We start from the raw sequence: 16,298 nt of genomic DNA, 5'->3' as shown, positions 1-16,298 counted from the left end.
GAAGAAGGTCTCAGTTCAGATGAACTATTAATGAACGCTTCCTGTCGAACCTTCGTTGCCCATTTTCAGTTCATAAATGAAATCGGGATTCAAATTGGGTTCTTGGCGATGCGAGACAAATACAATCGCTGTTTCGCTCTCCGAAGCGAATTTGTTTACCAAAGCCACGAATAATTCGGCACTTTCATCATCCAATCCTGCGGTCGGTTCATCCAAGATCAGTAATACCGGATGCTTTATCATGGCGCGGGCACACATGATCAACCTGCGCTGCCCTATGGTGAGGTCGTGGTACAGTTTATCCTTTAAGTGCCAAAGGCCCAACAATAGCAACCAATCCTTCGCTACACGTAATTGGGACTCGGTGGGTCTAATATATAGGCCTAAAGAGTCGGTCAATCCTGATATGACCATATTTTGGACCGAATGATATCCTGTAAACTTATCGGTCATCGCAGGTGTGAAATACCCGATGCGTCTTTTGATATCCCAAACACTTTCACCGCTCCCTTTTTTCTGACCGAAAATGTAAAGCTCCTGGCCATATCCTTTGGGATTCTCTCCGGTAATCATGGAAAGGATGGTCGTTTTTCCACTTCCATTTTTGCCGCGAAGCTCCCAAAAATCACCTTTTTGGATTTTCCAGTTGATATTTTTTAAAATCGGGCGTTCCGAATAACTGACATTGATATTCTTCAACTCGATAAGTACCTTTTCGCCAAAGTCAAACGGTTTTAAAGGTGGTGGTATTTTATTGCGGAACATTTTCTTCTCTTGGAGCCGTTTTGTAATCGAAACTTTTTCAACGGTAACCAGATCGTTAATTTCAAGTTTGAAGAAGGTATTGACAAAAGGAAGCAGATCACTTTTTCTGCTGATTAGTTGCACCAGAGAAATTTCGTGGCGCATGTTTTGTAGTTTCCGTTTCAGTTCGATCTGGGTATCGATATCCAGGTTGTCGAATGGATTATCAAGGATCAGGTAATCGGGTTTATTCTCGAGAACATGGGCCAACAGTGCCTTTTGACGTTCACCGCTTGACATTGTTTTTAGGTTTTGGGCCGTATTGGTAATTATTTTCCGACCGTGCTGTTCTTCTTTTCGCATGTAATCCTCCAAAACCGATTTTGAAAACAAGCTTCCTTTTTTGTTTCGAAGTTCATTGAAACCCGAACTGACTTTACCGTTCAATAAAGAAGCTATGAAATTGTTCTTCTTTGAGGCATTGTTCGTAAATATGGCCCAATGTTTATTGTTCATGTCACGATTCTATAAATATGGACGGGGTTATTTTTATAGATAGTCGTTTTATCTAAACTCATACCATTGGCCAGCGCTACTTTTTGGGAGGGAATATTGTCGATATGGATAATGGAGATCAACGAATCGGCAAGTTTATTGGTGAAGGCAAATTCTTTGCATTTCTTGGCCGCTTCGGTGGCATAGCCATTGCGCCAAAATTCGGGCAGTATAGAATACCCGATTTCAAGTTCTCGAATCGCATCCACCTCTTGAACCAATAATCCGCATATGCCCACCAATCTTCCCGACGTTCTAAGAATAAGGGCATTCATTCCTCCAAGATTGTTTTCATACCGCTCGAAAATCCTTTGAAACTGTTCTTCACAGGCTTCTTTTGGGTCTTTGGGCAATCCTTCCCAATATTGGGTGCTAATAGGGTTTTGAAAAAAAGGCAGCCAGGCTTCGAAATCAGAGGTGGTAATTTTTCGAAACTTCAACCGTTCCGTAACTTGATTTACGAGCAGTAAATCCATCGTTTCAGAGTTTGGTAAATTCGATGATATCTCCTTCCGATAATGACCATTTTTCTACAAGTCCGGCATTGACTTCGAGTACGTATTGAACAGGTACTTTTGAAGAAAGTCCCTTTTCACTCAGGGGTTGCGCATTTTCCTGAAAACTGGCTATTTTGAGGTTCGAATCGATGAAAATGATATCAAGAGGGAATTCGGTGTTCTTCATATAGAACGAATGCATGGCCTCATCAGGAAAAACAAAAAGCATCCCTTGATCGTCCAACATCGATTGACGATACATCAGACCGGTCTGCGTCTCATATTCACTTTGGGCAAATTCGATATCGAGTTTTGCAAGTATAGAATCTGTCTCCTGTCTAAATACCGTAAGCTCTCCTTCTTTGGCAAAAACAACGGGTTCGGTCTTGACCACATTTTTGTGTTCATCTTTACAAGAGCCGAACAGTAAAAGCAGGCTTACAATGGCACTAAAACAAAACGTTGTTTTCATTGACCGTGTATATTTCTAGGCACGTACGCCATTAACGGGCCTGAACATAAAATAGAGACCGATGATCACGAACGGTATACTGAGCCATTGACCAGTTGAAAGTAGGCCTAAAGATTCCTCAAAACCGCCTTGGCTTTTCTTTACGTATTCGACGAAGAACCTAATGGTCCACAAAAGCACCAAGAACAGTCCGAACAGGTAGCCGGGTTTGTCCTTTTTGTTTGTTTTCCAATATAAAAAATAGAGGATAAGGAACACAAAAATATAAGCGATTCCCTCATACAATTGGGCCGGGTGCCTGTACGGGATCTGCGCCAGATATTCAGAAAACTCGGCTTTGGTCGCCAGGGCGTCATAGGCCGCATTTATTGTTTTTTCCTTAGTTATACCCAATGCCTTGGATGGGTGCATATCGTCAGAATCACGAACGAACTTGGTAGCGAAAATAAAATTCTCGTCGGTCACTTTACCGTTGATCTCAGAATTGAAAAAGTTGCCCAAGCGCACACAAAAAGCACCAATGGCAAAGGGAACGACGATGCGATCCAATATCCAGAGCATTTTGAACTCCTTGAACTTTCGTGTAAAAAGATACATGCCGATAATGACCCCGATCGCCGCACCATGGCTGGCAAGCCCGGTAAAGCCGGTAAATTCATAGCCGTCTCCGGTATCCCTTATAGGAAGCAGAATCTCGAGCAAGTGTTCGGAATAATAGGCCCAGTCATAAAAAAACACATGCCCTAGGCGTGCACCGAGCATTGTCGCAACAAGGGTATAGATAAAAAGGGAATCAAGCTGCTCAACCGTTTTTTTCTCATTGAAGAAAATCTTTTTCATCAAGTACCAACCCAGGGCAAAAGACACAACCCATAGTAGGTTATAATATTTGATTTGTAGCGGTCCAAGGCTGAAAATCGTTTCGTCCGGATTCCAGATAATTCCTAAAAAGTGCATAAAGAATATTTTGAAGGGCTAAGATAAGAATTTCGGGTAGGGTTCATAAAGTTTATGGGTTTATTAGTTTGAACGCCCGCGGTTTTAGGGTTATTTATCCAGGTGTGGAGGCTCTACGGCCCCGGTCAAAGCTTTAACTGTTATTTTTGTTTTTATTTGTAGTTGAACTTGAACTTGCGCCTATGCTTTTTCGTTCGCTAGGGCACGGGATCGTAACCCGAACCTCCCCATGGATTACAGCTAAAAATCCTTTTGACAGCCAACCATCCGCCCTTGAACAATCCATGTTTCTGCAATGCCTCGAGGGTATATTGTGAACAGGTGGGCGAGTACCTACAGGTTGCCGGCGTGTAGGGCGATATGGCATATTGATAGAACTTCACCAACAGCACAAAGGGAGCGATCATTATTTTTTTCATTTGTGCTTGATTTGAGTTTTACGGCCGGCTGAACGGTTCAAGATGGAGGGGAAGCTTTTGTGCGTACAAATTTTAATTCATACTAAAAGTAGTTCCTTCTTTCCCATCTTTTAACTGTATGCCCAATTCGGCCAGCTGATCACGGATCTTGTCGGAAGTTGCAAAATCTTTGTTGGCCCGGGCCTCTTTTCTTAGATCGATCAACAATTCGACCACTCCTGACAGTTTTTGGGTGTCTGCTCCTGATTCACTCTTACGTTCAAGACCCAACACATCAAAGATAAAAGCGTTCATGGTCTGTTGTAACAGCTCTTTATCAGTCTCCGAGATACTTTCCTTTCCTTCTTTGATAAGATTGATGTGCTTGACGGCATCAAATAAATGCGCAATTAATATCGGCGTATTAAAATCGTCGTTCATGGCATCGTGGCATCTTTGTTTCCAGCTTTCGATATTGAAATCAGACGATTTTCCTGTTTCCAAGATAGATAGTGTGTCCACTGCTTCCATCAATCGATTGTATCCTTTTTCAGAGGCCAATAGTGCATCATTGCTCAGGTCAAGTATACTGGTATAATGTGCCTGCATCATAAAAAAACGGACTACGGAGGGCTCAAAGGCCTTGCTCAATATTTTGTTGTCGCCAGAAAAAATTTCACCGGGCAAAATATTGTTCCCTGTCGATTTGGCCATTTTCTTGCCGTTCATGGTCAGCATATTGGCATGCAGCCAATAATTGACGGGCGAATGGCCATTACTGGCCTCGGCCTGGGCGATTTCGCATTCGTGATGCGGAAATTTCAGGTCCATTCCACCGCCATGTATGTCGAAAGTCTCGCCGAGGTATTTGGTGCTCATTGCGGTACATTCCAAGTGCCATCCCGGGAAACCATCCCCCCACGGAGAGGGCCATCGCATAATATGTTGCGGTTCGGCTTTTTTCCAAAGTGCAAAATCTTGAGGGTTTCTTTTTTCGTCTTGCGCGGTCAATTCGCGCGTGTTTGCGATCATGTCCTCGAGCTTTCTTCCGCTAAGCTTCCCATACTCATAGGTTTCATTGAACTTTTTGACATCAAAGTAGACCGAACCGTTGATTTCATAGGCATAGCCCTTTTCAAGAATATCTTTGATGATTTCTATCTGTTCGATGATATGGCCCGTTGCCGTTGGTTCGATACTAGGGGGCAAAAAATTAAATTTCTCAAGTATATTGTGAAAATCGACCGTGTAGCGCTGAACGACTTCCATGGGTTCCAGTTGTTCGAGACGCGCTTTTTTTGCAATCTTGTCCTCTCCATCATCGGCATCATCCTCTAAATGTCCGGCATCGGTAATGTTACGTACATAGCGAACCTTATAGCCCAAATATCTGAGATAGCGAAAGATCATATCGAAAGACATGAAGGTTCGGCAATTTCCCAAGTGTACGTTACTATATACCGTGGGCCCGCAGACGTACATACCGACGTGGCCTTCGTTCAAAGGCTTGAAAGGCTCTTTTTTACCGGTAAGCGAATTGGAAACTCTTAAATTCTGGCTTTTGTAAAGCTGCATTTGAAACGGAAAGTGTTAAAAATTGGTATCGAGGTTAATATAGTCCAAAAATTCGCGTCGAACGGCTTCATCTTTAAACTTGCCTCCATACTCGGCAGTGACCGTGCTGCTTTCTATATCGCGTATACCTCTGGAGTTTACACATAAATGTTTGGCATCGATAACGCAGGCAACATCATCGGTATCCAATACTTTTTGTAGTTCCCTAACAATTTGAATATTGAGACGTTCTTGAACCTGCGGTCGTTTTGCGTAATAATCAACGATACGGTTCATTTTTGAAAGACCGACTACTTTACCATTTGAAATATAAGCTACATGGGCTTTTCCGACAATGGGCAATAAATGGTGCTCACAGGTTGAATAGACCGTAATGTTCTTTTCGACCAACATTTCACCATACTTGTATTTATTTTCGAAAGTGGATGCCTTGGGTCTTCGTGCAGGATGTAGTCCTCCAAAGATTTCCTTTACGAACATTTTGGCCACCCTGTCCGGGGTTCCTTTTAAGCTGTCGTCGTCCAAGTCCAGGCCGAGTGTGAGCATTACTTCCCTGATACTCTCACGAATGCGTTCGATTTTTTCATCGTCGTTCAGTACAAATGCATCGTCGCGCATAGGGGTGTCTTCCGATGATGAGATATGTTCATTGCCCACTTCCTCGAAATGTTCTCCTAAACTTCTATCGATTTTCATGCTTTCCACGGCTTAAAGAACCGCAAAGATATACATAAAATGACACTTTATACCACATTAGAGGCCATACACAACATAAATTGGTGTTAAGATAAAAGAGGAGTTAATTTTAGCTTTGATTAAGCGCAACCTACTTATGAAACGCATTGTCGCTGTACTTCTAGTACACTTCTTTTTGGGTGTGGCCCAAGCCTTGGCCCAAGTTTCGCCAGATTGTGGCAATGCGATTCCTATTTGCAACAATACCCCTGTGAACGGAGGCACCAACGGGTTCGGAGTTGATGATTTTAACGGAAGCACAATGACCGGCTGTCTTGAAGAGACCCTCTCTGGGGCAATCGAGTCTAATTCTGCGTGGTACCGTTTTAAAACCGGTGAAAGCGGGCAACTGGGATTCAATATTGCAATAGATTCTTCTGAAGATTGGGATTTTGCCCTTTACAAATCGGACGATTGCAACGATTTGGGCGAGCCCATAAGGTGCAATTTCTTTGATAACCAAGATGAAAATACGTTTATCGGCGTCGGCCAAGATCCTACCGGTGATACGGCAAATGTGCAGTACGAGGCATGGCTCAATGTTGCCCCGGGAGAGGAATATTACTTGCTCATCAATAATTTCAGCAATAATAATTCAGGTTTTTCAATACAGTTTTCAGGAAGTATTTTCGCGGCCTTTCCTTATACTGCCCTTGATTGCTCCATAATCAATAATTTGCTCGGGCCACCGATTTCAGCCTGTGAAGGTGATGCAATCGCATTGGATGCCACAACGACCAATGCAAGCATCTATAATTGGTTTTCAGATACGGGAAATGGTTTTGTGCCTATTCCTGGAGAAAATAACGCCATATTAAATGTAAGTGCTTCGGCCTTGTACAGGGTGGAGGTCGTAACCCCGACCGGAAATATATACAGTGATGTTCAAGTCTCTTTTTCGGAAGTGCCGATGACCTATCCCGTATCCGACGATGCATCATGCTCCGAAAGCATTGCCTATGACCTTTCGCAAAAAGATGTTGAGGCATTGGGCGGTCAATCGATGGACGAATATTTGGTTTCATATCACGAATCGCAAATTGATGCGAACAATGGCGTCAATTCCTTGGCGCAGCAATACGAAACGGGCTTTGGGTCCAAAACGATTTATGTACGGGTAACCTCCATGATGAACCCAAAATGTTTCGATGCCTCGGTAAGTTTTCAGTTAACGGCACTGGAAACACCATCGGTGGACTTTCCTTTGGAGGCATACCTCTGCATGGATAATGGAAACGTAACAATTGGGGAGATACAACCAAACGCCAATTATAATTATTCGTGGGATTCGGGCGAGACCACGTCGAGTATCGTTGTTTCACAGGCAGGAAATTATACCCTAACGATAAGCAACTCACAGGGCGGTCTATACTGTTCCAATGAGGCCTTAATAAATGTGGTCGAATCAAAACCACCACAGATCAAGGATGTTATCATCGATGATTTACAGAATAACAATACGGTAAAGGTTCTTGTCGAAAACAGTGATGTAAATCTTGAGTATAGAATGGATGATGAACCTTATCAAGAAGGCAATACTTGGTACAATGTGCTACCGGGTGCTCATACAATAACGGTCAACGATCCCATGGGTTGTGGTGAGGTTACTGAAAATATTGTGGTCGTCGGTTTTCCAAAATACTTTACACCGAACGGTGATGTTTCGAATGCCGATTGGCAAATTCAAGGACTATCCAATTTAGACAACCCGACGGTCTCTATTTATGACCGATATGGTAAATTATTAAAACAACTTACCGACGAAAACGCTGGCTGGGACGGTACTTTCAACGGTATCGACATGCCTTCGTCCGACTATTGGTTCAAATTGACCTATGACGATGTTGATGGACAGCGAATTACCGCAAAGTACGTAAACAACCATTTTGCGCTCAAAAGATGATTTTTGGTGTCAAATCGTATTTCATCGATTAAGTACTTAAAATCCCGTTGAAACATACTAAAAATAAGGTAGTGGAGTTATACTATTGATCAATTGTTTACAAATAGCCCCACAATTTTATGCGAACGCGCTTTTGTTTTGTTTGCTGTTTACTACTATTTTGCATAGTTGTGACCGCACAAAATTCTCCTGATTGTAGAAGTGCCATTCCGGTCTGTGCCGATGCACCCGTCATGGGGCTCGCAGATGGTAGTGGTGATATAGATGATTTTGATCCCGATACCATGCGTACTTCGGGTTGTTTGGAAAAGGGAAGTATAAGCTCTGCGAATATTGAACATAATACCTCTTGGTTCGTATTTAGGGCAGGCACGGGAGGTCAAGTCGGATTCGATATCGAGGCATTGCCGGTCAGCGGTTCTGGAGCGCCCACCGCGGAATGGGATTTTGCAGTTTATGGCCCCGATGTTGATTGCGCCGATATTAGTAATGGTACCGCAGACCCCATTCGATGTAACTACGAGGTGAACGATACGAATTTTACCGGGGTAGGGGTAAACCCCGAAAACGGCCAAGAAGGTGCACCCTTTTTGAAAGGAAGCCAAAACACCTATGACGAATGGCTCGATGTTCAGCCGGGAGAGATATATTACATTCTAATAAACAACTTCAACACCAACTTTGACGGTGACGCCGAACCCTTCATGTTGACCTTTACAGGAAGTTCCGTTCAAGCCGACCAAAACACGGCTCTCGATTGTACTTTGAGGGATGAATTTTTAGGATTGGATATCGTTGCATGTGAGGGCGATCCAGATATTACATTGAGTGCCTTGAATTCACCGGCAGGACCTGATATTGCCAATGTTGAATGGACGGTCGACTATGAAGATGATGGAACGATCGATGCCACGCTGACAGGAACAGGACCCTTCGGGGCCGAATATGTAGTTACAAGTCCGAATTCCGGGCGCTATTTTGCCGAAATAACCACGATATCAGGTACACCACCTGCTGTGGGGGACTATGGGGGCATTTTGATCACCTTCCACGGAGTACCTGTTTTGGACCGTGTCGAGATTCTGGATACCAACCTCACCAAAGATCCAGACCAGAACAATATCGAGTTTTTTGTGGTGGGCAATAGCGATTACGAATTTGCCATTAATGGGGGTGAATTTCAAGATGATCCGGTCTTTAACGATGTGCCTCCCGGTCTCAATACGGTAATCATCAATGATAAAAATGGTTGCGGAACCACGGAACCCATTGAATTTCTGGTTGTGGGATATCCGAAATTCTTCACGCCCAACAACGATGGATTCAACGATACCTGGCACATTTTAGGTGTTGAAACACTGACCAATCCGGTAGTTGCCATATTTGATCGCTATGGTAAGTTTTTGGTTCAATTGGATTCCAACGCTATTGGATGGGACGGTGTTTACAATGGACGGCCAATGCCGTCTACCGATTATTGGTTCAAATTGGTCTATGCCGAACAAGAAGATAACATTGTGGTGGCCAAGACACGACAATCCCATTTTACATTAAAGCGTTGATCTTTAAAAATCAAAAGACCGATGTTCGAACCGGTCTTTTTTACATTCGATCGTATTCTGTCTAAAAATTCAGGGTATACCCCAAAGTGACATTGGTGTTGATGTTGTTTATCAATGCCCGAGTTGTCAGGCCGGTATCGAACAATTGCTTGTTGATATCCTGCTCAGAACGGTTGAATGCCAAATCCAATCGGCTTCCACCAAAATTATATCCGATACCTGCCGAAAATCCTGAAAGGTCGCCGATTGTGGTTTCGTTGATGTAAGGGCTCTGTTCATATCTGAACCCTCCACGCAGACTTATCTGGGCAATACGGTATTCACCTCCAACGCGTACTGAGGAAACTGCACCTAACTCGTTGGCAATTTGATTGTTGATAACGTTAAAGCTGCTATCGGTTTCGGGCCTTAATTCCGCCCGGGCCATGTCTTGATAGCTGTAGTCAAGACTCAAGAGTCCGTTTTTGCCAAATATAATAGCTAAACTACCTGTTAATTTTTCAGGAATCTTGATCGTATAAGCTTCAAAAAGGTTTACGACTTCAAAATTGATAAAGTGGATATCTGAATTTCCGTTACTTCTCTCTTCTTGAGCAATGTTCGAATTTAGACGTTGCGAGAAGTCATCGGTTAGCCTATACCAAGTGGGGGATTGATAACTTCCACCGATCCTAAAAAACTCGTTAAGCTTCATTATGGTACCTAAGCTAAAAGAGAACGCCGATCCTTGGGTCTGAAGATAATTATCGAAGGTCGTAAACTGAATTTCAGAATCGGTATTATAACCATCTTCGTAAAAATTATCCAACTGTGTATATTGAATGTTGTGAAAATTCAATGAAGCCCCTAGATGTAACCGGTTTTTGAACTGGGTGGCCGCGTTGAGGGTAAACTTGCCATTGTATCCGGCTGTGGTTCGGGAAAATTCTTGAAATACATTGTCATATAGTGCACTGGATATGTATTCCACATTATCTGGATTTTGATCATCAACAGGTTCAAAGAGAAAACCTTGAAAACCAAGATAAGCTTGTTGTGCCCCAAATCCTGAATTTGCCCCTAGGTCTAAGTAGTAATTTTCGGTAAGTTCATCTTCTGGCCTTTGCAAAATTTGTAAAGGTATTTTTCCATTGGCAAAGTTTAAAAAATAGTTGTCGATTCCTTGATCACTATTGCCGGAGACAAAAAAGCTATCGTCAAGATCTTGTACAACATCGTAATTGATGGCTAAGGACACTTTCTTCCAATCCGCATCTGGATCGGTAGTCTTAAATACCATTACGCCCCCAATTTGGTTGAGGTCGACATTGCTACTTATGGTTCCCTCGTTGCCATTAAAATACCGTACTGCATTGTCACGAGTATAACTGGTTCCTGAAACTGTGAACAAACTGTTGTTGAAGACTGCTGATCCCGCCGGGTTGACGTTCAAGGCTGATAAATCGCCTCCCAGGGCTCCAAAAGCACCGCTAAGTCCTTGAAATCGGGCCGTACCCTGTAAATTTTCGCTGCCGTACCGCATGACATCGTTAATGTTCTGAGCACTCACCAAAGCGCATGCCGATAGCATTATGAAAGTGATATACCTTTTCATTGTTATGGTTTTTAATATCGTTCGTGAAAATTAAGAAGCTTATTGTCTTCTTCCTCCGCTTCTTGAACCTGATGATCGGCTACCTGAAGAACGCGACGATGAACCACCAGAACTTCTATAGCTTCCGCCAGAGCTTCTTGAACTGCTGCCTGAACTTCGGTAGCTGCCGCTGCTTCGTGTACTTGAACTTCTGCTGCCCGACCCATAGCTACTACTTCTAGGGGTAGAACTTCTATACGACTGATTGGTACGGGTACTTTGCCCCGAACTTCTATATGAGCCTGTTCGTGCTCCACTGCTACGGCTATAAGTCGAAGTTCTTGGAGCCGTTCTAATTCCCGAGGAAGAACGACCGCTCCGATAGGTTCCTGTTCTCGGTGTACTTCCATAGGTTTGACCTCTCGAAGAACTATTATATCTAGGTACGGCCCGTGTGCTGCGACTTGTTCTATAACTTCTGTTCTGATCGACACCTACAGTTCTTCTGGAGGAAATGCCCGTACTTCTTGAGCTTCTTACACTGGTCGAACGGTTATTTAGAGATCTTGAACTTGTAGACCTGTATCTTGGAGAAGTACTTCTCGTATTGACGTTTGACCTCCCCCTTAAAGCGGTTCGTGAGTTGATTCCCGCAACGGTATTTGTATTGTAGTATCCTCTACGGCCTCGATTATAGGCATAACTTCTATTATAACCGTAATAATAGGGGTTTCGGCCATAATAACCATAACCGGGATAATACCAATTGTTGTAATATCCGCCCCAGCCATAGTAACCGGCGTAACCCCAACCGCCATAATATCCACCCCAGCCCCATCGATTCCATCTCCAAGGGTTGTTCCAGCCCCATCCGTAATAACCTCCATAGTATCCTCCCCAGCCCCAGTTGTTCCAGCCCCATGGACTGTTCCAACCCCAACCGAAGCCGCCCCAGCCCCAATTGTTCCATCCGCTATCGTATATATTGATGTTCACACTAGTTGCATTATCACCCCAGCCCGCATAACCTTGGTAATCATTATCAGGACTGTAGTAATCGGTCAATTGGGTCGAATTTAAGCTGTCATTTTCCACCCCGCTTGAATACGATTCGATATCGGTAAAAATCTCGTTTTCCAAAATCTCATTGTACTGGTCGGCCTTGTTTCCGAAGTATTCAGCATACGAATTTTGCTCCGCTTGGCGCGCCGTCCTGTTCTCGGCAGGTCTTTCCGCGATACGATCTTTCGGGTCTGCATAGATGCCGTCATTGTCGTAGTATGAGGCTTGTTGGTAAGAACCACATGAAATGAACATAAGTCCCACTAGTGCGGAGATGGCAGCGATATTGAAGTTTGGGTGGGGTAGTGAATTATTCATCGGTCTGATTTTATATTGTTGAACATACTAAAAATAATTAGTTTTACCGAATTATTTCGACATCATAGACACAAGTTCTATGCCAAACTATATATGATGGGTAAAAATTTGACGAAGCGCAGTGACGATTATTCCAAATGGTACAACGAACTTGTTGTAAAGGCAGATTTGGCCGAAAACTCGGGGGTGAGAGGATGTATGGTCATCAAGCCCTACGGATTCGCGATCTGGGAAAAGATGCAGGCCGGGTTGGACAAAATGTTCAAGGAGACAGGGCATGAAAATGCCTATTTTCCGCTTTTTATTCCGAAATCGTTTTTAAGTAAGGAAGCAAGCCATGTAGAAGGGTTTGCGAAAGAGTGTGCCGTGGTCACACATTATAGGCTTAAGAATGATGAGGATGGAAACGGTATCATCGTAGATCCCGAAGCTAAGTTGGAAGAAGAGCTTATCGTAAGACCTACCTCCGAAACGATTATTTGGGATACCTACCGTAGGTGGATACAATCCTATAGAGATCTCCCTTTGCTGATCAATCAATGGGCCAATGTGGTCCGTTGGGAGATGCGTACCCGTCTTTTTTTGCGCACTGCCGAGTTTTTATGGCAAGAGGGACATACGGCCCATGCGACGGAAAAAGAGGCGATCGAAGAGGCAGAACTTATCATGAACCTTTATGCGGAGTTTGCAGAAGAGCATATGGCCGTACCCGTAATCAAAGGGGTCAAGACTGAAAGCGAGCGTTTTGCCGGTGCGGTCGAAACCTATTGTATAGAGGCATTGATGCAGGATGGCAAGGCGTTACAAGCTGGAACTTCACACTTCTTAGGTCAGAATTTCGCCAAGGCCTTTGATGTCAAATTCGCGAACAAGGAAGGCCAACAAGAGCATGTTTGGGCCACTTCATGGGGTGTTTCAACGCGATTGATGGGGGCGTTGGTCATGACCCATAGCGATGATAGTGGTTTGGTGATTCCTCCTAAATTAGCACCGATTCAGGTGGTCATAGTTCCTATATATAAGGGGCTTGAGCAATTGGACGCCATTTCGGAAAGGGTAAAACCGTTGGTGCAAGAGCTTCGCTCAAAGGGTATTTCGGTCAAATATGATGATAGGGATACCCATAAACCGGGGTTCAAGTTCAACGAATATGAACTGAAAGGTGTGCCGGTGCGCCTGGCGATAGGCCAACGTGATATGGACAATGGTACTTTTGAGGTGGCTAGAAGAGATACGTTCGAAAAGGAGACCGTGCCTATGGAGGAGGTCGTGTCGAAAATCGAATTTCTGATGGAAGACATTCAAAGGAATATATTTGACCGGGCCCATAAATATAGAGAAGACCACATTACCGAAGTCGACAACTATGACGAATTCAAGAGGCTGATCGAATCAAAAGGAGGTTTTATTTCCGCGCATTGGGATGGTACTAACGAAACCGAAAATCGAATTAAGGAAGAAACCAAGGCAACGATCCGGTGCATTCCGATCAACGTTGCAAAGGAGCCGGGAAGCTGCATGGTAACCGGGAAACCTTCTCCCTTTAGGGTATTATTCGCCAAGGCATACTAAATGCCTTTAAAATTTATGGGTAGGGGTTGCTATAGTTAAAAATAATTGTATTTTTGCATCCGCAATTGTACAAAGCAATGGCCCGTTCGTCTAGGGGTTAGGACGCCAGGTTTTCATCCTGGTAACAGGGGTTCGATTCCCCTACGGGCTACTAAAATACCAAGTTGGAAGTACAGGGCTGGAAGTGAAGATTTATTAAAACGATTTCGCACTTCGAATTTTGTACTTCGAACTTAAAAGCGGCCCGTTCGTCTAGGGGTTAGGACGCCAGGTTTTCATCCTGGTAACAGGGGTTCGATTCCCCTACGGGCTACAAAGTTCGAAGAGGATCGGTGAAGGAAGATTTAAAAAAATATAATTGAAGTAAAAATGGCAAATCACAAGTCGGCATTAAAAAGAATCAGAAGAAACGAAGCAGTTCGTTTGCGCAACCGTTATCAGCACAAGACTACCCGTAACGCGATCAAGAAATTGCGTGGCGAGGAGAACAAGAAAGATGCCGAAAAACTATTGCCGGAAGTTATCAGCATGATCGATAGGTTGGCCAAGCGAAATATCATTCATAACAATAAGGCCTCCAATTTAAAGAGTAAGCTCACCAAACACGTCGCATCTCTGTAGACGGTAGAATCGGCTTAAATAAAAATTCCAAATTCCCAAAAGCAAGTAGCTTTGGGAATTTGGAATTTTTTTATGATCGAATAATCTTTTCCCCCCAATAATATTATTGGTTCATCGTCATCAAGAACTCTTCATTGTTCTTGGTCTGCTTGAATCGCTGTTCAATGAACTCCATCGCTTCCACAGGATTCATGTCTGCCAAGTATTTGCGCATGATCCACATGCGCTGGATCGTGTTTTCGTCCAATAAAAGATCATCCCTACGTGTACTTGAAGAGGTAAGGTCGATAGCAGGGAATATTCTTCTATTACTGATTTTGCGATCTAGTTGAAGTTCCATATTACCGGTTCCCTTAAATTCCTCGAAGATAACCTCGTCCATTTTAGAGCCGGTCTCGGTCAACGCCGTCGCGATGATCGATAAAGACCCTCCGTTCTCGATTTTTCGGGCCGCGCCGAAAAAACGTTTGGGTTTGTGCAAGGCGTTCGCGTCCACACCTCCGCTCAATACTTTTCCTGAAGCGGGTTGCACTGTATTATAGGCTCTGGCCAAACGGGTGATCGAGTCTAAAAGAATGACTACGTCATGCCCGCATTCGACCAAGCGCTTTGCCTTTTCGAGAACGATATTGGCCACCCGTACATGTTCGGTGGCTTCTTTGTCAAAAGTCGATGCTACGACTTCGCCGCGAACATTGCGTTGCATATCGGTTACCTCTTCGGGGCGTTCATCGATCAATAAAATGATTTGATAAACCTCTGGGTGATTCGCTGCAATACCATTCGCTATATCCTTAAGCAACATAGTCTTACCGGTTTTGGGCTGCGCCACTATCATTCCGCGTTGTCCTTTTCCTATTGGCGAGAACAAATCTATGATACGAGTCGAGATGGTCGCCTGACGTTCTGCAAGATTGAACTTTTCTTTGGGAAAAAGCGGTGTCAAATGTTCGAAAGATACCCGGTCACGAACGATCTGGGGATCGATCCCATTGATTTTGTTCACTTTGATCAGCGGGAAATATTTTTCACCTTCTTTTGGAGGGCGTACATTGCCCAAAACGGTATCGCCGGTCTTCAATCCGAAAAGACGGATTTGAGATTGCGAGACGTAAATGTCGTCAGGTGATGACAGGTAATTGTAATCGGAAGATCTCAAAAATCCGTATCCATCCTGCATAATGTCCAGAACACCTTCGCTCTCTATAATGCTATCGAATTCAAACTCTGGTTCTTTATAGCGGTTTTTCAGGTCTTTGTCGAAGTTGCTCTTGTCAAAATTCCTGTCCTGATTGTTTTTCTGATGCTGCGATTTTTTGTTATTGTTTTGGTCGCTGCGGTGCGTGGTATTTTTTTGATGATCCTTTTTTGGTCTTGGGTTCGGTCGTGATGCTCTTTTCTGATCCTTGCCCTCTTGAGTTTGATTGTTGGGATCTTCGCTTTTAACGGCATCCTTGGCGTCAGGCCTTTGATGTATTCTCTTGCGCTCAGGTTTTGCCTTCGGTAGGTCATTTACCTTGTCGGTCGTCGCCTCTGCAACGGCCTTTGGGTTGGCTGCCTGTAAGTCCAATATTTGATAGACAAGGTCTAATTTTTTTTGGGTTTTGTACTTGGGCACATTAAGTTCTTTGGCAATTTCCTGAAGCTCAGGTAGCTTTTTTGACTTTAAATCTGAAATCTCAAACATTAAGTATGGTATAAATTATATGTCTTTAGAAAAATAATAAGAAGTGTGTACTATTATATGGATATTA

The 16,298-nt window shown here is 43.6% G+C and carries 14 protein-coding genes and 2 tRNA genes; 6 read left to right on the top strand and 10 right to left on the bottom strand.

Going from position 1 to position 16,298, the window contains the following annotated elements:
• Positions 1-27: 27 nt before the first annotated feature.
• The 7 genes from ACEZ3G_RS01405 to folE form a co-directional block, all read right to left on the bottom strand.
• Positions 28-1,260 carry an ABC transporter ATP-binding protein gene (locus ACEZ3G_RS01405; RefSeq protein WP_432423693.1) on the bottom strand — a complete coding sequence of 411 codons (1,233 nt, stop codon included), beginning with the start codon at positions 1,258-1,260 and terminating at the stop codon, positions 28-30.
• Positions 1,257-1,775: a GNAT family N-acetyltransferase gene (locus tag ACEZ3G_RS01400; protein WP_432423692.1), complete on the bottom strand. Its 519-nt coding sequence runs from the start codon at positions 1,773-1,775 to the stop codon at positions 1,257-1,259. Before ACEZ3G_RS01400 ends, ACEZ3G_RS01405 begins: the two co-directional genes overlap by 4 nt.
• Before the next feature lie 4 nt (positions 1,776-1,779).
• A complete protein-coding gene (locus tag ACEZ3G_RS01395) occupies positions 1,780-2,268 on the bottom strand; it encodes a DUF192 domain-containing protein (protein ID WP_432423691.1) in 489 nt (162 codons plus the stop codon).
• Between the two features lie 15 nt (positions 2,269-2,283).
• Complete coding sequence (gene lgt, locus ACEZ3G_RS01390) at positions 2,284-3,225, bottom strand: prolipoprotein diacylglyceryl transferase (protein ID WP_432423690.1); 942 nt, start codon at positions 3,223-3,225, stop codon at positions 2,284-2,286.
• Between the two features lie 197 nt (positions 3,226-3,422).
• Complete coding sequence (gene yidD / locus ACEZ3G_RS01385; protein WP_432423689.1) at positions 3,423-3,644, bottom strand: membrane protein insertion efficiency factor YidD; 222 nt, start codon at positions 3,642-3,644, stop codon at positions 3,423-3,425.
• Positions 3,645-3,716: 72 nt separating this feature from the next.
• A complete protein-coding gene (cysS, locus tag ACEZ3G_RS01380; RefSeq protein WP_432423688.1) occupies positions 3,717-5,198 on the bottom strand; it encodes a cysteine--tRNA ligase in 1,482 nt (493 codons plus the stop codon).
• 15 nt (positions 5,199-5,213) lie between these two features.
• Complete coding sequence (gene folE / locus ACEZ3G_RS01375) at positions 5,214-5,894, bottom strand: GTP cyclohydrolase I FolE (protein WP_432423687.1); 681 nt, start codon at positions 5,892-5,894, stop codon at positions 5,214-5,216.
• A gap of 136 nt (positions 5,895-6,030) precedes the next feature.
• Here folE and ACEZ3G_RS01370 point away from each other — a divergent pair, with 136 nt between their 5' ends.
• Together ACEZ3G_RS01370 and ACEZ3G_RS01365 are read left to right on the top strand one after the other, a co-directional pair.
• On the top strand, positions 6,031-7,836 hold the full coding sequence (locus ACEZ3G_RS01370) for a T9SS type B sorting domain-containing protein (protein WP_432423686.1): 1,806 nt from the start codon (positions 6,031-6,033) through the stop codon (positions 7,834-7,836).
• Between the two features lie 170 nt (positions 7,837-8,006).
• Complete coding sequence (locus ACEZ3G_RS01365) at positions 8,007-9,398, top strand: T9SS type B sorting domain-containing protein (protein ID WP_432423685.1); 1,392 nt, start codon at positions 8,007-8,009, stop codon at positions 9,396-9,398.
• 61 nt (positions 9,399-9,459) lie between these two features.
• On the opposite strand, the gene ACEZ3G_RS01360 is transcribed toward ACEZ3G_RS01365, so the two are convergent.
• Both ACEZ3G_RS01360 and ACEZ3G_RS01355 read right to left on the bottom strand, forming a co-directional pair.
• Positions 9,460-10,992, bottom strand: a complete 1,533-nt coding sequence (locus ACEZ3G_RS01360; protein ID WP_432423684.1) for an OmpP1/FadL family transporter — start codon at positions 10,990-10,992, stop codon at positions 9,460-9,462.
• 39 nt (positions 10,993-11,031) lie between these two features.
• Positions 11,032-12,351 carry a hypothetical protein gene (locus ACEZ3G_RS01355; RefSeq protein ID WP_432423683.1) on the bottom strand — a complete coding sequence of 440 codons (1,320 nt, stop codon included), beginning with the start codon at positions 12,349-12,351 and terminating at the stop codon, positions 11,032-11,034.
• A 96-nt stretch (positions 12,352-12,447) separates the two neighbouring features.
• On the opposite strand from ACEZ3G_RS01355, the gene proS reads away from it, so the two are divergent.
• From proS to rpsT, 4 genes are all read left to right on the top strand, one after another.
• The gene (gene proS, locus ACEZ3G_RS01350; protein WP_432423682.1) at positions 12,448-13,923 is read left to right on the top strand and encodes a proline--tRNA ligase; all 1,476 of its coding nucleotides are present in this window, start codon (positions 12,448-12,450) and stop codon (positions 13,921-13,923) included.
• A 79-nt stretch (positions 13,924-14,002) separates the two neighbouring features.
• A tRNA-Glu gene (locus ACEZ3G_RS01345) sits at positions 14,003-14,074 on the top strand.
• A 90-nt stretch (positions 14,075-14,164) separates the two neighbouring features.
• Positions 14,165-14,236 (top strand) — tRNA-Glu (locus ACEZ3G_RS01340).
• Positions 14,237-14,292: 56 nt separating this feature from the next.
• A complete protein-coding gene (gene rpsT / locus ACEZ3G_RS01335; RefSeq protein WP_432423681.1) occupies positions 14,293-14,544 on the top strand; it encodes a 30S ribosomal protein S20 in 252 nt (83 codons plus the stop codon).
• Between the two features lie 103 nt (positions 14,545-14,647).
• Here the strand turns inward: rpsT and rho are convergent, their stop codons facing one another.
• Entirely contained in the window at positions 14,648-16,231 is a 1,584-nt protein-coding gene (rho, locus tag ACEZ3G_RS01330; protein ID WP_432423680.1) for a transcription termination factor Rho, read from the bottom strand.
• Positions 16,232-16,298 lie beyond the last annotated feature (67 nt).

The sequence above is a fragment of the Meishania litoralis genome, assembly GCF_042611095.1.
In the GTDB taxonomy this organism is placed as follows: domain Bacteria; phylum Bacteroidota; class Bacteroidia; order Flavobacteriales; family Flavobacteriaceae; genus Meishania; species Meishania litoralis.
The sequence above is the reverse complement of the archived record's forward strand: the minus strand, read 5'-3'. Positions and strand labels throughout refer to the sequence as shown.